The organism is Rhodanobacter sp. UC4452_H20 (assembly GCF_052978205.1).
Window position 1 is genome coordinate 2,163,632 of record NZ_CM129662.1, and the last position, 22,724, is coordinate 2,186,355.

The 22,724-nt window shown below is 67.9% G+C and carries 22 protein-coding genes; 13 read left to right on the forward strand and 9 right to left on the reverse strand.

Features of this window, described 5'->3' with window-relative positions:
- The first annotated feature begins 120 nt into the window (after nucleotides 1–120).
- Entirely contained in the window at nucleotides 121–1,305 is a 1,185-nt protein-coding gene (locus tag ACVCMC_RS10205; protein WP_395116470.1) for a phosphoglycerate kinase, read from the forward strand.
- Nucleotides 1,305–1,958: an HAD hydrolase-like protein gene (locus ACVCMC_RS10210; RefSeq protein ID WP_447097186.1), complete on the forward strand. Its 654-nt coding sequence runs from the start codon at nucleotides 1,305–1,307 to the stop codon at nucleotides 1,956–1,958. Before ACVCMC_RS10205 ends, ACVCMC_RS10210 begins: the two co-directional genes overlap by 1 nt.
- A 129-nt stretch (nucleotides 1,959–2,087) precedes the next feature.
- Here ACVCMC_RS10210 and tkt read toward each other — a convergent pair whose 3' ends face one another.
- A complete protein-coding gene (gene tkt / locus ACVCMC_RS10215) occupies nucleotides 2,088–4,097 on the reverse strand; it encodes a transketolase (RefSeq protein ID WP_447097187.1) in 2,010 nt (669 codons plus the stop codon).
- A gap of 255 nt (nucleotides 4,098–4,352) precedes the next feature.
- On the opposite strand from tkt, the gene ACVCMC_RS10220 reads away from it, so the two are divergent.
- Nucleotides 4,353–4,952, forward strand: a complete 600-nt coding sequence (locus ACVCMC_RS10220; protein ID WP_395116464.1) for an outer membrane protein — start codon at nucleotides 4,353–4,355, stop codon at nucleotides 4,950–4,952.
- A gap of 181 nt (nucleotides 4,953–5,133) precedes the next feature.
- A complete protein-coding gene (locus ACVCMC_RS10225; RefSeq protein ID WP_447097188.1) occupies nucleotides 5,134–5,712 on the forward strand; it encodes an outer membrane protein in 579 nt (192 codons plus the stop codon).
- Nucleotides 5,713–5,809: 97 nt separating this feature from the next.
- Here the strand turns inward: ACVCMC_RS10225 and ACVCMC_RS10230 are convergent, their stop codons facing one another.
- From ACVCMC_RS10230 to ACVCMC_RS10245, 4 genes are all read right to left on the reverse strand, one after another.
- Complete coding sequence (locus ACVCMC_RS10230; protein ID WP_447097189.1) at nucleotides 5,810–6,814, reverse strand: class I fructose-bisphosphate aldolase; 1,005 nt, start codon at nucleotides 6,812–6,814, stop codon at nucleotides 5,810–5,812.
- Nucleotides 6,815–6,969: 155 nt separating this feature from the next.
- Nucleotides 6,970–7,410: an energy transducer TonB gene (locus tag ACVCMC_RS10235; protein ID WP_447097190.1), complete on the reverse strand. Its 441-nt coding sequence runs from the start codon at nucleotides 7,408–7,410 to the stop codon at nucleotides 6,970–6,972.
- Nucleotides 7,411–7,504: 94 nt separating this feature from the next.
- Nucleotides 7,505–8,977, reverse strand: coding sequence for a pyruvate kinase (gene pyk, locus ACVCMC_RS10240; protein ID WP_395116456.1), 1,473 nt, complete (start codon nucleotides 8,975–8,977; stop codon nucleotides 7,505–7,507).
- 45 nt (nucleotides 8,978–9,022) lie between these two features.
- Nucleotides 9,023–9,853: a S1/P1 nuclease gene (locus tag ACVCMC_RS10245; protein ID WP_447097191.1), complete on the reverse strand. Its 831-nt coding sequence runs from the start codon at nucleotides 9,851–9,853 to the stop codon at nucleotides 9,023–9,025.
- Between the two features lie 172 nt (nucleotides 9,854–10,025).
- On the opposite strand from ACVCMC_RS10245, the gene gap reads away from it, so the two are divergent.
- Nucleotides 10,026–11,027 carry a type I glyceraldehyde-3-phosphate dehydrogenase gene (gene gap / locus ACVCMC_RS10250; protein ID WP_395116452.1) on the forward strand — a complete coding sequence of 334 codons (1,002 nt, stop codon included), beginning with the start codon at nucleotides 10,026–10,028 and terminating at the stop codon, nucleotides 11,025–11,027.
- 71 nt (nucleotides 11,028–11,098) lie between these two features.
- Here gap and ACVCMC_RS10255 read toward each other — a convergent pair whose 3' ends face one another.
- Both ACVCMC_RS10255 and fdxA read right to left on the reverse strand, forming a co-directional pair.
- Nucleotides 11,099–13,408, reverse strand: a complete 2,310-nt coding sequence (locus tag ACVCMC_RS10255; protein WP_395116450.1) for a nitric-oxide reductase large subunit — start codon at nucleotides 13,406–13,408, stop codon at nucleotides 11,099–11,101.
- 187 nt (nucleotides 13,409–13,595) lie between these two features.
- Nucleotides 13,596–13,919: a ferredoxin FdxA gene (gene fdxA / locus ACVCMC_RS10260; protein ID WP_395121338.1), complete on the reverse strand. Its 324-nt coding sequence runs from the start codon at nucleotides 13,917–13,919 to the stop codon at nucleotides 13,596–13,598.
- 141 nt (nucleotides 13,920–14,060) lie between these two features.
- Between fdxA and azu the strand changes: the two genes are divergently transcribed.
- Both azu and ACVCMC_RS10270 read left to right on the forward strand, forming a co-directional pair.
- Nucleotides 14,061–14,507 (forward strand): azurin, encoded by a 447-nt coding sequence (gene azu / locus ACVCMC_RS10265; protein WP_395116448.1) that lies wholly within the window; start codon nucleotides 14,061–14,063, stop codon nucleotides 14,505–14,507.
- A gap of 88 nt (nucleotides 14,508–14,595) precedes the next feature.
- Nucleotides 14,596–15,003 (forward strand): group III truncated hemoglobin, encoded by a 408-nt coding sequence (locus ACVCMC_RS10270; RefSeq protein ID WP_395116446.1) that lies wholly within the window; start codon nucleotides 14,596–14,598, stop codon nucleotides 15,001–15,003.
- A gap of 194 nt (nucleotides 15,004–15,197) precedes the next feature.
- Here the strand turns inward: ACVCMC_RS10270 and tpx are convergent, their stop codons facing one another.
- Together tpx and ACVCMC_RS10280 are read right to left on the reverse strand one after the other, a co-directional pair.
- Nucleotides 15,198–15,698, reverse strand: a complete 501-nt coding sequence (gene tpx / locus ACVCMC_RS10275; protein ID WP_395116444.1) for a thiol peroxidase — start codon at nucleotides 15,696–15,698, stop codon at nucleotides 15,198–15,200.
- Nucleotides 15,699–15,723: 25 nt separating this feature from the next.
- On the reverse strand, nucleotides 15,724–16,161 hold the full coding sequence (locus ACVCMC_RS10280) for a CopD family copper resistance protein (protein ID WP_395116442.1): 438 nt from the start codon (nucleotides 16,159–16,161) through the stop codon (nucleotides 15,724–15,726).
- 242 nt (nucleotides 16,162–16,403) lie between these two features.
- Between ACVCMC_RS10280 and ACVCMC_RS10285 the strand changes: the two genes are divergently transcribed.
- The 6 genes from ACVCMC_RS10285 (at nucleotide 16,404) to ACVCMC_RS10310 (ending at nucleotide 22,696) form a co-directional block, all read left to right on the forward strand.
- Complete coding sequence (locus ACVCMC_RS10285) at nucleotides 16,404–17,522, forward strand: PLP-dependent cysteine synthase family protein (RefSeq protein WP_447097192.1); 1,119 nt, start codon at nucleotides 16,404–16,406, stop codon at nucleotides 17,520–17,522.
- A 108-nt stretch (nucleotides 17,523–17,630) separates the two neighbouring features.
- On the forward strand, nucleotides 17,631–18,392 hold the full coding sequence (locus tag ACVCMC_RS10290) for a glucose 1-dehydrogenase (protein WP_447097193.1): 762 nt from the start codon (nucleotides 17,631–17,633) through the stop codon (nucleotides 18,390–18,392).
- 25 nt (nucleotides 18,393–18,417) lie between these two features.
- A complete protein-coding gene (locus tag ACVCMC_RS10295; RefSeq protein ID WP_395116436.1) occupies nucleotides 18,418–18,855 on the forward strand; it encodes a universal stress protein in 438 nt (145 codons plus the stop codon).
- 22 nt (nucleotides 18,856–18,877) lie between these two features.
- Entirely contained in the window at nucleotides 18,878–21,403 is a 2,526-nt protein-coding gene (locus ACVCMC_RS10300; RefSeq protein ID WP_447097194.1) for a cation-translocating P-type ATPase, read from the forward strand.
- Between the two features lie 211 nt (nucleotides 21,404–21,614).
- Nucleotides 21,615–22,274 (forward strand): TetR/AcrR family transcriptional regulator, encoded by a 660-nt coding sequence (locus ACVCMC_RS10305; RefSeq protein WP_447097195.1) that lies wholly within the window; start codon nucleotides 21,615–21,617, stop codon nucleotides 22,272–22,274.
- Complete coding sequence (locus ACVCMC_RS10310) at nucleotides 22,271–22,696, forward strand: hypothetical protein (protein WP_447097196.1); 426 nt, start codon at nucleotides 22,271–22,273, stop codon at nucleotides 22,694–22,696. Before ACVCMC_RS10305 ends, ACVCMC_RS10310 begins: the two co-directional genes overlap by 4 nt.
- Nucleotides 22,697–22,724 lie beyond the last annotated feature (28 nt).

The window sequence follows — 22,724 nt, forward strand, 5'->3', positions numbered from 1 at the left end:
CCGCGTGTCGTCGGCCCGGCGTGCCTCGCCAGGCCGCGTTTGCATCACTGCCGCGGCCACCGGACAATAGGCGGTTGCAGCCGGTTCTGGCTAGCCCCCACCATCCAACGGAGTTGTGCCGTGTCCGTCATCCGCATGAGCGACCTCGACCTGCGCAACCAGCGCGTGCTGATCCGCGAAGATCTCAACGTGCCGATCGACGAACAGGGCCGGATCACCTCGACCCAGCGCCTCGACGCCGCCCTCCCGACGATCCTGGCCGCCCGCGACGCCGGCGCGAAGGTGATGGTGATGTCGCACCTGGGCCGGCCCAAGGAAGGCCAGTTCGACGCCGAATCCTCGCTGGCGCCGGTGGCGCTGTGGCTGAGCAGCAAACTCGACCAGCCGGTGCGGCTGGTGGCCGACTACCTGGTCAACGGGGTGGAGGTGGCCGCCGGCGAGGTGGTGCTGCTGGAAAACTGCCGCATGAACGTCGGCGAGGGCAAGGACGACGACACGCTGGCGAAGAAATATGCCGCGCTGTGCGACATCTTCGTGATGGACGCGTTCGGCACCGCGCATCGCGCACAAGCCTCGACCCACGGCGTGATCAGGTACGCCCCGGTCGCCGCCGCCGGCCCGTTGCTGTGCGCCGAGCTGGATGCGCTGGGCAAGGCGCTGGAGCACCCGGCGCATCCGCTGCTGGCGATCGTGGCCGGCTCCAAGGTGTCGACCAAGCTGACCCTGCTGGACAACCTGATCGGCAAGGTCGACCAGCTCATCGTCGGCGGCGGCATCGCCAACACCTTCATCGCCGCGATGGGACACTCGGTCGGCAACTCGCTGGTGGAGATGGATCTGCTCGACGCGGCGAAGAAGGTGCTGGCCGACGCCAAACGACGCGGCGCCGAAGTGCCGATGCCGATCGACGTGGTGGTGGCGCCGGCGTTCTCCGCGCAGGCCCCGGCCACGATCAAGCCGGTCGACCAGGTCGGTGCGGACGAGATGATCCTCGACATCGGCCCGCAGACCGCCGAACTCTACGCCGCCCTGATCGCCAAGGCCGGCACCGTGGTGTGGAACGGCCCGGTCGGCGTGTTCGAGTTCGACGCGTTCGGCAAGGGCACCGAAACGCTGGCGCGCGCGATCGCGGCGTCGAACGCGTTCTCGATCGCCGGCGGCGGCGACACCCTGGCCGCGGTCGACAAGTACGGCATCGCCGACCAGGTCTCCTACATCTCCACCGGCGGCGGCGCGTTCCTGGAATTCCTCGAAGGCAAGGAACTGCCGGCGGTCACCGCACTGAAGGCGCGAGCCGCGAAGTAATGCTCTGCCTGTTCGACCTCGACGGCACCCTGATCGATTCCGAGCACGGCATCACCGCCTGCGTGAAGCATGCGCTGGCGCGGCTGGACGTGCCGGCGCCGGCACATGCGGAACTGCGCCGCTGGATCGGCCCGCCGCTGCGGCACAGCTTCGCGCCGCTCCTGGACCACGACGCCGAACGCATCGAGGCGGCGGTGGCGTACTACCACGAGCGCTTCAACACGCTCGGCTGGCGCGAGCACGAGATCTATCCGGGCATCGAGCTGCTGATCGAGCGGCTGCGCGGCGCCGGCCACCAGCTCGCCGTGGTCACCAGCAAGCCGCACCGCCACGCCGCGCCGATCCTCGCCCACCTGCCGTTCGGCGACGCGTTCCTGCGCCTGTACGGCCCGCACCCGGACAGCGCGCACAGCGAGAAGGCCACGATGATCAGCGAGGCACTGGCCGACTTCGGCGCCGACCCGGCCGACACGGTGATGATCGGCGACCGCCACTTCGACATCGACGGCGCCGTCGCCAACCGCGTGCGTGGCTTCGGTGTGCTCTGGGGCTTCGGCAGCCGCGCGGAACTGGAACAGGCCGGCGCCCACGCCATTGCGGCAACGCCGGACGAACTGGCCGCCTTGCTGGAAATCCCGGCGGCCGCTCCGTAGGGCGGGCACCGCCCGCCGGCTTTTGTTTCGGTCGCTGGATAAGGCAGAACGGCGGGCAGTGCCCGCCCTACCGAATGAGGCGCTCGCACAGGCATTCCCGCGATCACCGGGAGGCGACCGCGAGTAGCCTTATTTGACGACGCGCTTCACCGCGTCGACCACGTGCGCCACGGTGAAGCCGAAGTGCTCGAACAGCTGCGGCGCCGGCGCCGAGGCGCCGAACGTGGTCATGCCGACCACTTCGCCGTCCAGGCCCACGTACTTGCGCCAGAAATCGGCGGTGGCCGCTTCCACCGCCACGCGCGCGCGGCACCAGAGCGGCAGCACGCCTTCGCGGTATTCCAGCGGCTGCGCGTCGAACACCTCGGTGCACGGCATCGACACCACGCGCACGGCCACGCCCTGCTGCGCCAGCGCGCGCGACGCCTCCATCGCCAGTTCCACTTCCGAACCGGTGGCGATCAGGATCGCCTGGAACTTCGTGTCCAGCGGATCGGACAGCACGTAGCCGCCGCGCAGGATGTCGGCCACCTGCTGTGCGCTGCGCTGCTGGTGCCTGAGGTTCTGCCGCGAGAAGATCAGGCACGACGGCGCGCCCTTGCGCTCGATCGCCGCCTTCCACGACGCCGCCGATTCCACCGCATCGCACGGACGCCACAGCTGGTTGTTCGGGATGTAGCGCAGGCTCGCCATGTGCTCCACCGGCTGATGGGTCGGGCCGTCCTCGCCCAGGCCGATCGAGTCGTGCGTGTAAACGTGGATCGCATGGGCCGGGATCAGCGCACTCATGCGCACCGCATTGCGCGCGTAGTCGGAGAACACCAGGAACGTCGCGTCGTACGGGATGAAGCCGCCATGCAGCGCCACGCCGTTGGCGATCGCGGTCATGCCGAACTCGCGCACGCCGTAATAGACGTAGTTGCCCTTGCCGTCCGCGCTGTCGCCGGTGGCGGCGTCGAGGCTGCCCTTCCACTTGGTCAGGTTGGAGCCGGCCAGGTCGGCCGAGCCGCCGATCAGCTCCGGCAGCAGCGGCGCGAACGCTTCGATGCTCATCTGCGAAGCCTTGCGCGAGGCCACTTCGGGACCGTCGGCCTGCAGCTTGTCGATGAACGCCTGCGACTTCGCGGCCCAGTCGGCCGGCAGCTCGCCGCTCATGCGGCGGTCGAATTCGGCAGCCAGCTCCGGATGGGCGGAGGCGTACCTCGCGAACACGTCGTTCCACGCCTGCTCCGCGGCGGCGCCCTTGGCCTTGTGATCCCAACCGGCATAGATCTCGGCCGGGATCTCGAACGGTGCGTACTTCCAGCCCAGCTGCTCGCGCGCGGCGGCGATCTCGTCCTTGCCCAGCGGCGCGCCGTGGCTTTCCTCCTTGCCCTGCTTGTGCGGCGCACCGAAGCCGATGACGGTTTTCGCGCAGATCAGGGTGGGCTTGTCGTGCTGCGTGGTGGCCTTGGCGATCGCCTGTTTGATCGCCTCGGCATCGTGCCCGTCCACGCCGCGGATCACGTTCCAGCCGTACGCCTCGAAGCGCGCCGGGGTGTCGTCGGTGAACCAGCCGTGCACTTCGCCGTCGATCGAGATGCCGTTGTCGTCGTAGATCGCCACCAGCTTGCCCAAGCCCCAGGTGCCGGCCAGCGAGGCAGCTTCGTGCGAGATGCCTTCCATCAGGCAGCCGTCGCCGAGGAAGGCGTAGGTGTGGTGATCGACCACATCGTGGCCCGGACGGTTGAAATGCGCCGCCAGTACCTTCTCGGCCAGCGCGAAGCCGACCGCATTCGCCAGGCCCTGGCCGAGCGGACCGGTGGTGGTCTCCACGCCCGGCGTTTCGCTGGCTTCCGGGTGGCCGGCGGTCTTCGAATGCAGCTGGCGGAAGCGCTTGAGCTGGTCCATCGGCAGGTCGAAGCCGGTCAGGTGCAGCAGCGCGTACTGCAGCATCGAGCCGTGGCCGTTGGACAGCACGAAGCGGTCGCGGTTGGGCCACTTCGGGTTGGCCGGATTGAACTGCAGGAAGTCGTTCCACAGCACCTCGGCGAGGTCGGCCATGCCCATCGGCATGCCCGGATGACCGGACTTGGCCGCTTCCACGGCGTCCATGGCAAGGGCTCGCACGGCGTTGGCGAGTTCGCGGCGGGTGGTCATCAGGCGTCTCCGGAGGGTGCAAAAGCGTCCATTGTCGCCGATCCGGTCGCGCGGTGTCGCGCGCCGGACACGGCCCTGGGCACGGCCCGCATTCGGCCGGCTTAATCTGCGCTTAATACTGAACTAATGAGTATTGAATCTTTCGGGGCACCACCCATCTAAGTCTTCGTGTCGCCGCCCGTCTTGGGCGGGGCGCATTCGACAAACGGCCCTCCCCATCCGGGGCCAACTGTCCTGACCATTGGAGCCTCATCCATGAAAACCAAGAAAACACTGCTCGCCCTCGCTCTCGTCTCTGCCGGCCTGGTGGCCGTCCCCGCCGCCTTCGCGCAGAACGCGCCCGCCGACAACGCCGGCTGGTTCGTCAACGGCAACATCGGCCGCACCGCGATCAACCATGGGCCGTACGACGGCCATGACACCGGCTATGCCCTGAACGGCGGCTACCGTTGGTCGCTGGCGCCGAACTTCGCGCTGGGCGCCGAGGTGGGCTACAACGACCTGGGCAACATCCACGCCAAGAACATCTTCAACAGCGACCCGGTGATCGCCGACAACAAGTCGCAGCTGCACGGCTGGACGGTGGGCGCCAACGCCCGGCTGGACATGACCCCGAACTGGTACCTCAGCGGTCGCGCGGGCCTGTACAGCTGGACCGGTCACGGCATGAACAACGACGTGAACCCGATCCGCAAGAGCCTGGACGACAACAGCTGGTACGCCGGCGCAGGCATCGGCTACAACATCACCCCGCAGCTCAGCGTGGGCGTGAACTACGACTACTTCGACGCCAGCAAGGACCACGTGAACCTCAGCACGGACATGGTCTCGGCCAGCGCCGAATACCGCTTCTGATCCGCAGAGGTTGATTCCGACATCGCGTCGGGATGTTCACCTACAAGAAGAGGGCGCCTGAGGGCGCTCTCTTTCTTTATGCGAACTGCGCCACATATAAAATACGTGGTTGGCGCCTTGCGTCCCGACGCGCAGGACTGCGACAGGAAAGATCGGGAAACACCACAACAGGGGATTTCAAATGAAAAACTCACTCTTGACGCTGGCCGCTCTGGCCGGTGCGACGTTGGCCACGGCCAGCGTGCAGGCAAAGGATCTCACCGGCGGTTTCGTCAACCTCGGCGCCGGTCGCGTGAGCTACCACGCCACGTTGGACAACTACGACCTCGGCAGCGAACACGGCACGGCCGTCATTCTCAACGCCGGCTACCGCACCCAGTTCATCGGCTTCGAGGCGGGCTACACCGACCTCGGCAGCATCAGCAGCCGCGATGGCACCACCTACGCCAAACTCTCGGGTGACGGCTGGACCGCAGGCATCAACGGTCACTTCAACCCGACCGACGCCTGGTACATCTCCGCGCGCGGCGGCGCCTTCATGTGGAAGCTGCACGCCAAGTTGCAGTCCAGCGACCCGGCCGACCCCTTCAACGAGAAGGCCAGCAAGCAGTCGCTGGGCTGGTACGCAGGCGTGGGCACTGGCTACGACATCAACAAGAGCTGGAGCATCGGCGCCAACTTCGATTACTACAGCATCTCCAAGCAGGGCTTGGACATCGGTAACCGCATCTACACGGTGAGCGCCGAGTACCGCTTCTGAACTCCATCGCGTGACGCAAAAAAGGGCGCCGCAAGGCGCCCTTTTCTTCTCTGCCGATTCCCTGTTCCCTATTCCCTATTCCCCGCCTGAAAGGCAATCAGCCGTTCCACTGCCCCAGCGCCGCCAGGCCATTGTCCCTGGCGCGGGCGTGAACGATCTTCTGCGCGTCGGCGACATTGCCCTTCAGGTCCTTCGACCACAACTGCAGCGCGGCCTGCTGCATCGCGCGGCCGTAGGAGAACGACAGCGGCCAAGGGTGCGGGCCGATCTGGTTCATCGCGTTGAGGTGTGCAGTGGACTGCTGGTCGCTCTGGCCACCGGAAAGGAACACGATGCCCGGCAGCGCTGCCGGCACGGTGGACTTGAGCACGCGCACGGTGGCCTCGGCTACTTCACCGACCTCGGCCTGCTCCTCGCAATCCTTGCCGGGGATGACCATGCTGACCTTCAGGATGGTGCCTTCCAGCATCACGTTCTGCTCGTACAGCGCATTGAACAGGCTACGCAGCACGGCTTCGTGCACTTCGTAGCTGACTTCGATGGTGTGGTCGCCGTCCATGATCACTTCGGGCTCGACCATCGGCACCAGGCCGGCCTCCTGGCACAGCGCGGCGTAACGAGCCAGCACGTGGCAGTTCGCCTCGATCGCGGTGGAGCTGGGGTTTTCCTCGGAGATGTTGATCACCGCGCGCCACTTGGCGAACTGGGCGCCCAGCTTCGCGTATTCCTGCAGGCGTTCGCGCAGGCCGTCGAGGCCTTCGGTGACCACGTCGCCGGGGAAACCGGCCAGCGGCTGCGGGCCCTTGTCGACCTTGATGCCGGGGATGATGCCGTTCTTCTTCATCACCTGGGTGAACGGCACGCCGTCCTTGGTGGACTGGCGGATCGTCTCGTCGAACAGGATCGCGCCGGAGATGTGCTCGGACAGGCCCGGCGTGGTCAGCAGCAACTCGCGGTAGGCGCGCCGGTTCTCCTCGGTGTTCTCGATGCCGACGGCCTCGAAGCGCTTGCGGATGGTGTTGGTCGACTCGTCGATCGCGATGATGCCCTTGCCGGGCGCAACCATCGCCAGGGCGACGCTTTCGAGATCTTCAATGCTCATTGGTGACTCCGCGATGGTGGGGGCGATGCCCGGCCACCCATGGTGGGCGCCGCCTCGAGAACGAAGCGGCATGGTGAAAAACGCCGATTATAGGCCAGATCGGGGCCACGACGGGCCGAAACGACGCCGCACCCCGCAGGCACTGCCGGCTCAGCTCAGGCCGGGTAGCCGGGCAGCTTGCACGGGGCCATCAGCTGGGCGCGCGCGGCCGGGTCCTTGGGACCGTTGAACACCACGATGTAATACGTGGCCACCGGCTGGTGGATGTTGTTGTTCAGCGACGGGCCGTAGCGGAAATTGGCCACTGCGCTGCGCGCCATCGGGCCGAGGTCGCTCTTCGGCTCCACCTTGGCCACCTGCACGTCCATCGGCACGCCATCGGAACCGATGGTGTAGGTCACCGCCACGCAACCGGGCTTGTCCAGGTTGAGGCCGCTGTTGGGCGCATCCATCTGCACCTGGGTGTTGAGCAGGATCCAGTAGCGGTACAAGTCCTGCTGGTCGATCTTGACCGTCTGCGCCAGCACCGGCGCGGCGGCGCCCAGGGCGAGCGCGAACAGCACGCCGCGGCACACGGAGGAAAACGGGGTGTTCATGGCAGGCTCCGGCAACGTGTCGATGGCCACAGTGTAGCTGCCTGCACGCCGCGCCAGCGTCAACGATGTCGCGGCGACGCGGCCGGTTCAGGCTTCACAGGTCGCGCAGGCTGTCGATGGTGCCGTCGGGGCCGACTGCGAGCAGCTTCAGCGTGTTGGTGCCGCCGACGTGGCCGACGCGGTCGCCGTAGGTGATCACCACGCTGTCACCCTGGACCAGCCTGTCCTGTTCGAACAGCAGGCGCACCGCGGCGCGGGTGGAAGCGGCCATGCTCTGCTTCTCGCCGTGGCTGAACTCCACCGGCTGCACGTCGCGCAGCAGCTGCATGCGCCGCCGTGCGGAGGCCGACGGCGACATGCCGTAGATCGGCACCGCGCTGCGGTAGCGCGACAGCCATTGCGCGGTGGCGCCGGATTCGGTCAATGCCACGATCGCCCGCACGCCGAGCTGGCCGGCCAGCATCATCGCGGCCAGCGCGATCGCCTGGTCGGTGCGGTCGAGCCGGTGGCCGCCGGCGGAGAGGTCGTCCTTGGGCTCGAACTGGCGCTCGGCGCCGAGGCAGATCCGCGTCATCGCGGCCACCGCCTTGTCCGGATGCGCGCCGGCGGCGGTTTCCTCCGACAGCATCACCGCATCGGTGCCGTCGATCACGGCATTGGCCACGTCGAGCACTTCGGCGCGGGTCGGGATCGGCGAGCGCACCATCGACTGCAGCATCTGGGTGGCGGTGATCACCGCGCGATTGCGCTGCACTGCCTCGCGGATGATCTTCTTCTGCAGGCCGGGCAGCTCGGCATCGCCGATCTCCACGCCCAGGTCGCCGCGCGCCACCATCACCACGTCGGAGGCGTCGATGATCTCGCCCAGTACCGGGATGGCGTCGGCGCGCTCGATCTTGGCCACCAGCGCGGCACGCCCGCCGGCCAGCTTGAGCAGGCGGCGGGCCTGGTGCATGTCGTCGGCCGAACGCACGAAGGACACGGCGAGGAAATCCGCGCCGATCTCGGCGGCCAGCTGGATGTCCGCCTTGTCCTTGTCCGACAGCGCGTCGACGGAAAGCCCGCCGCCCTGCCGGTTGAGCCCCTTGCGGTTGGACAGCTTGCCGGCCACCAGCACCTCGCAGCGCACTTCGCTGCCGACCACCTCGCGCACGGTGAGCCCCACCAGGCCGTCGTCCAGCAACAGCACGTCACCGGCGCTCACGTCATCGGGCAAGCCGTAATAGCTCACGCCCACGCGGGTGGCGTCGCCGGGCGGCACGCCGGGGCGGCAATCGAGCACGAAGCTGGCACCTTCGACCAGCTGCACCGGGCCGTCGGCGAAGGTCTCGATGCGGATCTTCGGCCCCTGCAGATCGGCCAGCACGCCGACCTCGCGGCCCGCAGCCTCGGCCGCTTCGCGCACCGCCCGCGCGCGGGCGCGGTGATCATCGGGCGCGCCGTGCGAGAGGTTGAGGCGCACGACGTCGACGCCTTCGTCGATGAGCTTGCGCAGCGCGCCCGGTGCGTCAGTGGCCGGGCCGAGGGTGGCGACGATCTTGGTGCGGCGGATTTTGGAAATGAGCATCAGCTGAGCCTAGCAGAATCGTCACGCCGCGCCGCCGGTCCACGCTCAACGCGCAGCGGAACCGGCGCCGAGCGCCAGGTTGAGCACTTGCGCGAGGCGACGGCCGGCTTCGCGCAGGCGGCGGTCGGCCACAGGCAGCCAGGTCGACACGTAGCCCGGGGTGATCTTGTGGCCGACGGGGTAGAAGCCGGCCTCGGCGGAGATCCGGCACGACTCCTGCGCCCACTGCGCGTAGGGGTTGTCCAGCGGCGCACTCGGCGCCGGCAACGGCACCGGCACCGCCGAATCCAGGCGCTGCGCGTACTGCTGCCAATCCAGACCACGGGTGTAGAGCATGCCGGAGTCCCACACCCGGTGCAGGTTGCTGCCCTTGCCGTCGAACTGCACCTGATAGGTGTTGCCGCCCTTGTCCTCGCGATAGCCGGCATGCAAGGGCTGGTGGACGTCGCCGACGAAATGCACCACGAACTTCAGCGCCCGGCGGCGCACGGCGTCCGGCTTGCTGCGGTCGCCCAGCACACCCACGTAGTACTGCAGCGCCGCCACCACGCAGCGACCGTCGCGGCAATCGCGCGGCGGCACGTAGTCGCACGAGGGGCCACCGCGGAAATTGATGTAGTGCTGGCTGCGTGTCTGCTTCCACAGATTCGCCATGGCCGGATCGTCCTGCATCTGGTCGGCCCAGTTGGCGACGTCGCCCAGCGAATCGGTATGCTCCGGCGCCAGCAGGCGCTGGACCTCGGCTTCCGCAGCGGGGCTCAAGTGCCGCTGCGCCAGCTCGGCGACCACGCTGTGGCCGAGCGGCCCCCACGCCAGCGCCGGCGTAACCAGCAGGCAGGCGAGCACGGCGGTGGTGGCGCGACGGGCGAAGCTCATGCGAGTCATTCCGGCAAGGGAGGGATGGCCGCAGTCTGCCACAGAGCACTGCGGCTTTTTGCCGCCGCCGGCGCGCACCACGGCCCGCGGGGCAGGCAGGCACCCGGAAATGGCGGTAAAATCGGCGTTCTTTCCGCCGCGCTCGCGGCATCCTTCAGGAGGACGTTCCCTCATGACCATCAAGGTCGGCATCAACGGCTTCGGCCGCATCGGTCGCAACGTGCTGCGCGCCGCCGTGGAGAACTTCGGCAACGACATCGAGATCGTGGCGATCAACGACCTGCTGGAGCCCGATTACCTGGCCTACATGCTGAAGCACGACTCCGTGCACGGCCGCTTCGATGGCGACGTGGAGGTCGACGGCAACCACCTGGTGGTCAACGGCAAGCGCATCCGCCTGACCCAGGAGCGCGACCCGGCCAACCTGAAGTGGAACGAGGTGAACGCCGAAGTGGTGATCGAATCCACCGGCCTGTTCCTGACCAAGGAATCGGCGCAGAAACACATCGACGCCGGCGCGAAGAAGGTGATCCTGTCCGCGCCGTCGAAGGACGCCACGCCGATGTTCGTCTACGGCGTCAACGACAAGACCTACAAGGGCGAGGCGATCATCTCCAACGCCAGCTGCACCACCAACTGCCTGGCGCCGGTGGCCAAGGTGCTCAACGACAAATGGGGTATCAAGCGCGGCCTGATGACCACCGTGCACGCCGCCACCGCGACGCAGAAGACCGTCGACGGCCCGAGCAACAAGGACTGGCGCGGCGGCCGCGGCATCCTGGAGAACATCATCCCTTCCTCCACCGGCGCGGCCAAGGCGGTCGGCGTGGTGATCCCCGAGCTCAACAAGAAGCTCACCGGCATGAGCTTCCGCGTGCCGACCTCCGACGTGTCGGTGGTCGATCTCACGGTGGAGCTGGAGAAGCCGGCGACCTACGAGGAAATCAAGGCCGAGATGAAGGCGCAGAGCGAAGGCGCGCTGAAGGGCATCCTGGGCTACACCGAGGAGAAGGTGGTGGCCACCGATTTCCGCGGCGACGCGCGCACCTCGATCTTCGACGCCGACGCCGGCATCGCGCTGGACGACAGCTTCGTCAAGCTGGTCAGCTGGTACGACAACGAGTGGGGCTACTCCAACAAGTGCCTGGAGATGGTGCGCGTCGTCGCGAAGTAGTCGCCTCCCACGCAATCCGCGAGGCCCGCGCCGACATCGTCGGCGCGGGCTTTTTCATGTGCGGCGGCGGCTCAGCGCGCTTGTGCCCGGGCGTCCGCCCGCACGCCGAGCCAGCCCTTGACCGAGGCGATCACCAGCGGAATCGCGCCGAAGCCGATGAAGATCAGGTCGCCGGGCAGGCGCAGCCACTCCACCAGGTGCGAACGCGACGTGGCCATGTACTCCACGCTGCGCGCGTGCCAGTAGCCGTGCTCGACCACGTCCCACAGCTGCATCACCCCGCTTGGGAACAGGCTCATCAGGATCATCAGCATCAGGCCGATATTGGTCCCCCAGAAGGCCACCTTGACGTACTTCTCGATGCCCGGCCAGCGCGCGTCGCTGCTGACCTGGCGCAGGCAGAACACCATCAGCGCGATCGCCAGCATGCCGAACACGCCCATCAGTGCCGCATGGCCATGGGTCGGCGTGACCTGGGTGCCCACTTCGTAGTAGCTGACGATCGGCAGGTTGAGGAAGAAGCCGAACATGCCCGCGCCGACGAAGTTCCAGAAGCCCACCGCCATCAGGAAGTAGAACGTCCACTTGTGCGGCACCCTGACCGACTTGCCGCACACGGCGCAGTCGCCGCGGGTGGTACGCACGAAATCCCAGGCATCCAGCGTCAGCAGGGTCAACGGCACCACCTCGAGCACCGAGAACAGGGCCGACAAGGCCATGTTGAAGTTCGTGTGGCCGGTGAAGTACCAGTGGTGCCCGGTGCCGATCAGGCCGCCGAGGAAATACAGGATCGCGTCCAGGTAGATCACCCGCAGCGCCACGTTGCGTCGGGTCAGGCCCAGTTGGTAGAAGGTCAGCGCCACCACCGTGGTGGCGAAGAACTCGAAGAAGCCTTCCACCCACAGGTGGATGATCCAGAAGCGCCAGGTATCGACCACCGTGTAGTTGGTCTTCGCGCCGAAGAACAGCGCCGGCACGTAGAACACCGGAATGGCGACGGCCGCGAACATGAACATCTTCGCCAGCGGGCGTGCCGCCTCGTTGGCCACCGCACGCGGGCGTGCCAGCATCCACAGGATGACGAACCAGGCCAACAGGCCGACCACCAGCAGGTACTGCCAGAACCGGCCCAGTTCCAGGTACTCCCAGCCCTGGTCGCCGAACCAGAACCACAGATGGCCCAGCTTCTGTTCGATGCCGGCCCAGACGCCGAGCAGGCTGCCGCCGATCACCACCACGAAGGCGGCAAACAGCAGGTGCACCCAGCCGGCGAGCCAGCGCGGCTCGTCATCCGGCGCACGCAGCGAGCGGCCGAGGAACAGGGCGGCGGCGACATACGCGGTGGCGATCCAGAAGATCGCCGTCTGCAGATGCCAGGTGCGCAGCAGGTTGCTGGGAAAGATGTTCTCCAGCTGGAAGCCGTAGAAACTGCCCGGGTCGGCGCGGAAGTGGGCCACGCCGCCGCCGACCAGGGTCTGCATCAGGAACAGCAAGGCCACCACCACGAAGAACTTCATCAGCGCCCGCTGGCCCGCGCCGACCTGCCCCGGCAACAGCTGCGGGTGCACGTGGTGGCCGCGGCTGATCCAGCCCAGGTAGTCGAACTTGCCGAACGCCAGCAGCACGGTCGCGATGCCGGCCAGCAGCACCAGCAGGCTCAGCGCGCTCCACAGCAAGGCACTGCCGGTGGCCACGTTGCCGACGCTGGGGTCGTAGGGGAAGTTGTTGGTATACGACGCCTCCGTGCCCGGCCGCGTCGCCACCGAGGCCCACGCCGCCCAGGTCACGAAGGCGGTGAACTGGTGCAACTCCACCGGATCGCTGATCAGGCCCGGCTTGAGTCCCCCGTTTTTCGTCGGGTCCTTGAAATAGTCCGTCCAGTAGCCGATCTGCTGCCGGTAGGCGACGGCTTCGGCATCGGTCAGCTGCAGCACGCCGGTTTGCGCATCGTAGCGGTTGGTCTTCAGGACCACCGCCGTCTGCCCACGCACCGCGGCCTGCTGCTGCGCATCCAGCTCGCCCGGAGGCTTGCCGTACTGCTTGCCGGCGATCGCCGCCGCGGTGTCCACGCCCAGCCGGTGCAGTGCCTCGGCGGAGTAATCCGGCCCGAGGTACGCGCCATGTCCCCAGATGCTGCCGTTGTCCATCAGGCCGTATTTGAGAAAGACCGCCTGGCCGTCGCGGATGTCGTCACCGCTGAACAGGGCCGTGCCCTGGGCATCGACCACCTGCGCGGGAATCGGTGGCGCGTTGCGATAGGCCAGCGAGGTGATCGCCAGCAATCCGGCAAAGCCGAACACCAGCACGATCGCCACCGTTCGCAGCCACCATGGTGACAGTTCGGTATCGTCGTCGGTCAAGGGTTGCGCTGCCTCGTTCATCGTCGCTCCTCCGGCAAGATGAGTGCGCGCAAGCCTGTGGCGCAACAAGGCGGCGAAACGCTCCCGCCCTGCGTGTCGAACCGGCTCGCGCGGATCGATGCGGTGGTTCTGGTTCCCCCGTCAACGCATCGCCCGCCTACCATAAACCTTTTTGCTCCCCCGCAGCAGGGCGACGTGCCGGGTGGACTCAGCGCTTGAGCAGCGGCAGCTTGTTCGGTACGCCGTCCCACTTGTCGGCGTCTTCCATCGACGGGATCTTGCTGGTCAGCACCGGCCATTCCTTCGCCAGCTCCGCATTGATCGACATGTAGATCTCCTGCCCGGCCGGTACGTCGAGCTCGGGGAAGATCGCGCCGACCGGACACTCCTCCACGCACAACGTGCAGTCGATGCATTCGTCGGGATCGATCACCAGGAAATTGGGCCCGGCGTGGAAGCAATCGACCGGGCACACCTCGACGCAGTCGGTGTGCTTGCAGTTGATGCAGTTGTCGGTGACGACGTGCGTCATCATGCCTCCTTCCGCAGCCTCGCCGCGGTAACTACAGTGTCCGCGGCAACTGCTGCCGTGACCATGATCCAGATCAGTGTGCCACGCTCGCTGCCCACGCAGAATCCTTCCGTTCTCTCATCTTCCCCAAGGAGCGACACCATGCGCAAACTGATTGCCGTTGCCCTGCTCGGGCTGCTCTCCACTCCGCTGATGGCTGCCGAGTGCGCCACCACCATCGAGGGCAGCGATGCGATGCAGTTCAACAAGAAGACCATCACCGTGCCGAGTACCTGCAAGACCTTCAAGGTCACGCTCAAGCACACCGGCAAGCTGCCGGTCACCGCGATGGGCCACAACTGGGTGCTGTCGCACGCCTCGGATGAAGCCGGCGTGGTCGCCGACGGCATGAAGGCCGGCGCGGCCAACAGCTACGAGAAGCCCGGTGACAGCCGTATCATCGCCCACACCAAGCTGATCGGCGCCGGCGAGAGCGACACCGCCACGATCAACGTGGCCAAGCTCAAGGCCGGCGAGCAGTACGCGTTCTTCTGCACCTTCCCCGGCCATGCCGCCCTGATGAAGGGCACGCTGAGCCTCGGCAAGTAAGCTTTGCCGCAACGGCAGCGCGCCCGGCCGAGATGGCCGGGTGCGCCTTTTCTGCGTCATGCGTCCGTTTCGTGCACCCTGCCCCGACATGAGCCCAGCCGAGCCCTTCAACGAAACCGCCATCGCCACGCTGGTCGACCACTTCTACGAGAAGGTGCGGCGCGATCCGGAGATCGGCCCGGTGTTCAATGCAGCCGTGCACGACTGGGACGAGCACAAGCGCCTGCTGACCTCGTTCTGGTGTTCGGTGGCGCTGCGTGCGGGCAGCTATCGCGGCAACCCGATGGCAGCACACCGCCCGCACCCGATCCGCGCCGAGCATTTCGATCGCTGGCTGGCACTGTGGCGTGAAACCTGCGGCGAGGAACTCGATCCGGTCCACGCCGAGCACATGCTGGAGTACGCCCAGCGCATCGGCCGCAGCCTGAAGTACGGCCTGGGCCTGCATCCCGAAGCGAAGCCGTTCGGTGTGCCTGTGATCGGCATCCATCGCTGATCGGCCACACCCCGATTCGCGCAAGGCCATTGCAGGAGCGCACCCTCTGCGCGACGTCTACCAGGAGCATCGCGCACAGGGTGCGCTACAGCATTCAGCGTAGGGCGGGCATTGCCCGCCGGCTCTTCGACAAGATGCGCGGCCAGCCTCGGCGGGCAGTGCCCGCCCTACTCACAGGCAAGCGAAAGTCCTGCTCAGCCCAGCGCTTTCAGCGCGGCGGCGTAATCCGGCTCGTCGCCGATCTCGCCCACCAGCTCGGTGTGCAGCACCTTGTCGTGCTCGTCCAGCACCACCACTGCCCGGGCGGCAAGGCCGGCCAGCGGGCCGTCGGCGATCGCCACGCCGTAATCGGCGAGGAATGCGCGGCCGCGCATCATCGACAGGTTGACCACCTGGTCCAGCCCTTCCGCGCCGCAGAACCGCTTCTGCGCAAACGGCAGGTCGGCGGAAATGCACAGCACAACGGTGTTGTCGAGCTTGCCCGCGGCCTCGTTGAAGTGGCGCACCGAGGCCGCGCAGGTCGGCGTGTCGACGCTGGGGAAGATGTTGAGCACCTTGCGCTTGCCGGCGAAACGCGACAGCCCGGCGTCGGAAAGGTCGCCCGCCACCAGCGAAAACGCCGGTGCGGCCGCGCCGACCGCGGGAAAGCTGCCGTCGACGCGAACCGGCTTGCCGTGGAGGGTAACTGTGGACATGGTGCGACTCCTGCTTTGTGAAAGGCTACAAGTAGAACATGGTCTTGGCCAGAAACACGATGCCGACCATCAGCGCCAGCACGATGCGGTGGGTGTGCTTGAACCGGCAGACATCCATCTTCCCGTGGCGCATGGCCCACATCGCGTTGACGAACACGCCCAGTACGCCAAACGCCAGTACCACCTTGAGCAGCAGCCAGTTGCCGAAGCGCGAGCCGACGCAGGCAAAGCCGTCGCAGCGGATGTCGAACAGCATGAAACCGCTGGCGAACAGCAGCACTACCACCACCGGCATGTAGCGCCGTACCCGCGCCATCACCGCCTGCTCGATGCGCTGCATGGTGACGATGTCGAAGTGCTTGTGCAGCGACTCCACCACGATCACCTCGAACGCCACCGCACCGACGAACACGATGGCGCAGGCCAGGTGCAGCAGGACGATCCACGGATACCAGGCAAGCATGCGCGTTGGCCATGAGAAAGAACCAACGCCCAGCATCCGCCGCCCAGGCGGCGCCGGCCATGACCTGCATCAACCGGTGCCGGCGGCGCAGCCGCTGCACCGGTCTGTGACAATCCGCCCCGCGTCGCCGCCATCGCGGTTGACCTGCATCAGGGCCGCCGCCGCGCGCCGCCGCGAGCATGTCCCCTGCCGATTGTCGGCATTCGCGTTCTTTCGCCACCCATGGCAAGTCGAGGCTCCGCGTGAACAGTGTCGTCCCGCTCATCCATCCGTTGCGCCACGCCGGGCGGCGCTGGGTCCACGAAGCGCTCGAGTGCCTGGCCCAGGAAGCCGCGCGCTCGGCCGATACGCACCTGCTGAAACTCAACTTCCCTGGCTTCCACGGCATCGACTTCTACTTCAAGGACGAGGCGAGCCATCCCAGCGGCAGCCTCAAGCACCGGCTGGCGCGCTCGCTGTACCTGTACGCGCTGTGCAACGGCCGGCTCGGCCCGGACCAGACGGTGGTCGACGCCTCCTCCGGCAGCACCGCGATCTCCGAGGCCTGGTTCGCGCGCCTGCTCGGCCTGCGTTTCGTCGCGGTGATGCCGGCGTGCACCGCGCCGGGGAAAATCCGCGACGTGCAGGCGCTGGGCGGCGAGGTCGACCTGGTGGACGACCCCGCCAAGGTGCATGCGCGCGCCGCCGAGCACGCGGCGCGCGGCGCCTGTCACCTGGATCAGTTCGGCCTGGCCGAGCGCGCCACCGACTGGCGCGGCAACAACAACATCGCCGAGTCGATCATTGGCCAGCTCGCCCGTGAGCGCTCGCCCGAGCCGCACTGGATCGTCTGCGGTGCCGGCACCGGCGGCACCTCGGCCACCATCGGCCGCTACCTGCGCTATCGCCGTCTGCACACCCGGCTGTGCATCGCCGACCCCGTCGGCAGCGGTTTCGTGTGCGGCTGGCAAAGCAACGACCGCAGCGCCGTGGCCAGCCGCCCCACCCTGATCGAAGGCATCGGCCGGCCGCGGGTCGAGCCGGGCTTCGTGTTCGAGGTGGTGGACCACGTGATCGGCGTGCCGGACGAAGCCTCCATCGCCGGCGCGTGGCTGCTCGGCGAGCTGTTCGGGCATCGCTACGGCGGCTCCTCGGGCACCAACTTCGTCGCCTGCCTGACCCTGGCGGCCACGATGCGCGCCGAAGGCCAGCGCGGCAGCATCGTCAGCCTGCTGTGCGATCGCGGCGAGCGCTACGCCGAAACCCTGTTCGACCCGCACTGGTTGACCGCGCACGGCATCGACCGCTCGCACAGCGAGGCGTCGCTGCGCCACAGCATCGAGACCGGCTGCGCGCCGCTGCGCCGGACAGCCTCCGCCTGACGCCGCGCCAATCCGCCGCAGGCACCGCCGGGCCGATTTGACCATGGTCAACACCGGCCACCCGCAGCCGGCCCATGCTGGCTTCCATATTTCACGGGAGACACGGCGATGGGCAGACTGAGCGGCAAGGTGGCACTGGTGACCGGCGCCGCCGTGGGCATCGGCGCCGCCTGCGCGCGCCGGCTGCTGGAAGCCGGCGCGAAAGTGGCGCTGGTCGACATGCAGGACGGGCCGGGCCAGCAGCTGGCCGCGGAACTCGGCGAGGGCGCGCGCTATTTCCACGCCGACGTGGCGGTAGAGGCCGCGGTGGCCGCGGCGATAGCCGGCACGGTCGCCGCGTTTGGACGTCTGGACGTCCTGGTCAACAACGCCGGCATCGCCGGCGCGAACAAGCCGACTCACGAAATCACCGAAGCCGAGTGGGACCGGGTGCAGGCGATCAACGTGAAGGGCGTGTTCTTCTGCACCAAGCACGCGATCGCGCCGCTGCGCGCGGCCGGCGGCGGCAGCATCATCAACCTGTCGTCGATCTACGGCCTGGTCGGCGCGCCGGATTCACCGCCCTACCACGCGTCCAAGGGCGCGGTGCGGCTGATGAGCAAGACCGACGCGATGCTGTACGCTGCCGACCGCATCCGGGTCAACTCGATCCATCCCGGCTTCATCTGGACGCCGATGGTGGAGCAGCACATCGCCTCGATGGGCGGCGACCCGGCCGAACACCGGCGCGAGGTCGGCGCGCTGCACCCGCTGGGCCACATGGGCGAGCCGGACGACATCGCCTGGGGCGTGGTCTACCTGGCGTCCGACGAATCGAAATTCGTGACCGGCAGCGAGCTGGTCATCGACGGCGGCTACACCTGCCACTGACCATCCACTGCTGGAGGACTCCACCATGTTCAAGCACATTTTGCTGCCCACCGACGGGTCCGAGCTGTCGCTGCGGGCGGTCGACACCGGTATCGAACTGGCTGCCAGACTCGGCGCCCGCGTATACGCATTCCACGTCATCGCGCCCTTCCCCGCCTCGGTCTACTTCGCCGAGTTCGTCGTGGCCAACGAGCCGGGCTATACCCGCGAGGCGATCGCCAACGCCGAACGCTACCTGGCCGACGTGCGCGGGCGGGCGCAGGCCGCCGGCGTTGCCTGCGAAGGCAGCCACGAAATCGATGCGCGTCCCTACTCGGCCATCGTCGGCGCCGCGCGCAAGCAGCAGTGCGACCTGATCGTGATGGCCTCGCACGGCTGGCGCGGCTTCGACCGGCTGTTGCTGGGCAGCGAGACGCACAAGGTGATCTTGAACGGCGACGTGCCGGTGCTGGTTTGCCGTTGAGCAACGGCCGGCGGGCCGCGGCGTGAACGGGAAGACAGCGCCGCCCGCCCGCAGCGGCCTCGACCCGGCCGAGGCGGCGCGCCGATTGGCGGCACACGGCCCGAACCTGCTGCCGGGCAGCGCCCCCAGGAGCATGCTCGCGATCGTCGGCGGCGTGCTGACCGAGCCGATGTTCCTGATGCTGCTGGTTGCCGGCGGCCTGTATCTGGCGTTGGGCGACCGCGCCGAGGCGGCGTTCCTGCTGTCGTTCGTGTTCGTGGTGATCGGCATCACGCTGGCGCAGGAGCGCAAGACCCAGCGGGCGCTGGAGTCGTTGCGCGAGCTGTCCGCGCCGCGCGCACTGGTGATCCGCGGCGGCGAGGAAAAGCGCATTCCCGGCCGCGAAGTGGTGGTAGGCGACTTGCTGGTGCTGCACGAGGGCGATCGCATCGCCGCCGACGCGGTGCTGCTGGACGGCCATCTCGACGTCAACGAATCGCTGCTCACCGGCGAGGCGGTGCCGGTCACCAAGCTCCCCGGCGAGGATACCGGCCAGCTGTTCGCCAGCACCGTGGCGACCAAGGGCGTCGGCGTCGCCGAGGTCCGCGCCATCGCCAGTGCCACCGCAGTCGGCCGCATCGGTCAGGCGCTGGCTGACACCGTCGAACCGGTGTCCGGCCTGCAACAGGCCTCGCGCCGGCTGATCCGCAACCTCACCGTCGGCGGCCTGCTGCTGGCCGCGGCGTACGCGTTGCTCGGCTGGCTGTGGGACGGCCACGGCCTGCTCCAGAGCGTGCTCGCCGGCATCGCGCTGACCATGGCGATCCTGCCGGAAGAGATCCCGGTGATCCTCACCGTGTTCCTGGCGCTGGGCGCGTGGCGGATCTCCAGGCACAAGGTGCTGACGCGCCGCGTGCCCGCGGTGGAAGCGCTGGGCGCGATCTCGGTGCTGGCGGTGGACAAGACCGGCACGCTGACCCAGAACCGCATGCAGGTCGCCGAACTGCGCCTGGTCGACGGCAGCACGCACGACCAGGACGCGCACGAGCTGCCCGAGCCGTTTCATGCGCTGGTCGAGTTCGCCATGCTGGCGACGCCGGCCGACCCGTTCGACCCGATGGAGAAGGCGATCCAGCAGTTCGGGCTGCACTGGCTCACCGATACCGAGCACGTGCACGCCGAGTGGGCGCCGGAATTCGAGTACGCGCTGTCGCCGGAGATCCTGGCGATGACTCACGTGTTCCGCGGCGACGCGCGCGGCACGCACCTGCTGGCGACCAAGGGCGCGCCGGAAGCGGTGATCGACCTGTGCCATCTGGCCGCCACTGACGCGGCGGTCATCCTGCACCAGGTCGAGGGGATGGCCGAGCGCGGCCTGCGCGTGCTCGGCGTGGCCCGCGGCGAGTGGCACGGCGAAGCGTGGCCGCAAAGCCAGCACGACTTCGATTTCCGCTTCCTCGGCCTGCTCGGCTTCGTCGACCCGCCACGGCCGGAAGTGCCGGCGGCGATCGCCGAATGCCGCAGCGCCGGCATCCGCATCATCATGATGACCGGCGACCACCCGGCCACCGCGCGGGCGATTGCGCGCGAGGTGGGCTTGAGCGAGCGCGCCGAGGTCGTCACCGGCGTGGAAATGGCTGCACTGGACGACGCCGCGTTGCGCGAACGCCTGCATTGCGTCGACCTGTGCGCGCGGCTCAAGCCCGAGCAGAAACTGCGCCTGGTGCAGCTGCTGCGCGAAGGCGGCGAGGTGGTGGCGATGACCGGCGACGGCGTCAACGACGCACCCGCGCTGAAGGCCGCCGACGTCGGCATCGCGATGGGCGAGCGCGGCACCGACGTGGCGCGCGAGGCGGCCGCGCTGGTGCTGCTGGACGACAGCTTCGCCAGCATCGTCGGCGCGATCCGCCAGGGCCGGCGCATCTACGACAACATCACCAAGGCCACCCGCTTCGTGTTCGCCGTGCACATGCCGATCATCGCGCTGGCGCTGGTGCCGACCCTGCTGCACTGGCCGGTGTTGCTGATGCCGGTGCACATCGTGCTGCTGGAACTGCTGATCGACCCGGCCTGCTCGGTGGTGTACGAGGCCGAGCCCGCCGCCGACGACATCATGCGACGACCGCCGCGCGCACCGTCGGACTCCCCGTTCGCCGTTGCCAACCTGCGCTACGCGGTGATCCAGGGACTCGGCTTCGCCGGCATCCTGCTGCTCGGCTACGGCCTGCTGCTGAGCCAGGGCCTGGACGCAGCCTCCTGCCGCAGCGCGGTGTTCGTCGCGCTGGTGGTCGGGCTGTTCCTGCTGACCCTGGCCAACCGCGACCTGTCCCGCCCGACGCTGAGCCGCATGCCGGCGCGCAACCCCTGGCTGCCGCGGATGTTCGGTGCCGTGGCGCTGATGCTGGCGAGCGTGATCGGCGTGCCGTTCTTCCGCGGCGTGATGGGGTTGGCGGCACCAGGCGTCCCCATGCTGCTCGCCAGTGCCGCCATGCTGGCCGCCACCATTGCCTGGCTGGAACTGCTGCGTCGCACGGCGCGCGGAAGGCTGCGCCAGACAGCGGTGCGCTGAAGCGGACGCTTGCGCCCGGCGTCGCCAACGGCCGAACTCCGCTCGCCATCGCCAGCCTCCGGATCGCCGGCACGCGATGCGCCGGCGGTCCGCCGCAAGGCCGCCACCCCGGCAAACACTCAAGCCGCGAAGCCCGCATCGACACCGCTTGACAACGATTCCGGCTCTAATAAGATAGTAATTACTCACTTACTTTTGGCAAGCCAGCACGATGGACATTCAGCGCAAGCACCTGCCTGCCGACGAGCGCCGCGCAGTCACCGTCGAGGCGGTCATCAAGCTGGCGGCCGAGCAGAACCCCAGCGAGATCACCACCGCGGCGATCGCCAGCTCGATGAAGCTGACCCAGGGTGCGCTGTTCCGCCACTTCCCGAACAAGGACGCGATTTGGCAGGCGGCGATGGAGTGGGTGGCCGACCACCTGCTGGCACGGGTCGAGCGCGCCGCGCGCAACGCGGCCAGCCCGCTGGCCGCGCTGGAAGCCATGTTCATGGCGCATATCGCGTTCGTCGCCGAACACGCCGGCGTGCCGCGCATGCTGTTCGGCGAACTGCAGCGGGCCGAGAGCACCGCCGCCAAGCGCATGGTCCAGACCATGATCCGCCGCTACGGCGAGCGCCTGCGTGCCCTGATCGAGGATGGCCAAGCCGCCGGCGAACTGGATCCGCAGTTGGACCCGGCCGCGGCGGCCACGCTGTTCATCGGCAGCATCCAGGGCCTGGTGATGCAGGCCCTGCTGGCCGGCGACACCCGCCACATGCGCAAGGAAGCGGCGGGCGCGTTTGCGATCTACCGCCGCGGCATCGCGCGCGCCGACCGAGGCGATCCCCCTCCTGCAAGCGGACGCTCCCCCACGAACCGAGAGCCATGACCATGACTACCCACCAGCACCGCGGCATCTGGACCTGGCTGCTTTCCCTGCTCGCCATCGGCTTCGGCCTGTTGACCCTCAGGGAAGGTGCGGCAGTGCTGTTCGTCGACGGCGCCGCGCGCCAGGCCGCCGGCCACTACGTGCCGTTCGTGCTCTGGTTCAATTTCCTGGCCGGGTTTGCCTACGTCGTCGCCGGGATCGGACTGTGGCGATGCCGGCGCTGGGCGGCATGGCTGGCGCTCGCCATCGCGCTGGCGACGGCGCTGGTCTTCCTCGCTTTCGGCTTGCATGTGGCCCTGGGCGGCGCGTGGGAGCGTCGCACACCGGTCGCCATGACCTTGCGCACGCTGGTGTGGCTCGGCATTGCGGTGCTGGCCCGGCGTCTGTCGGTGAGCGCGGCGCCGGTGGCGCACGCGCACTGAACACCTCTTCTCACGTGGAAAAACCGTC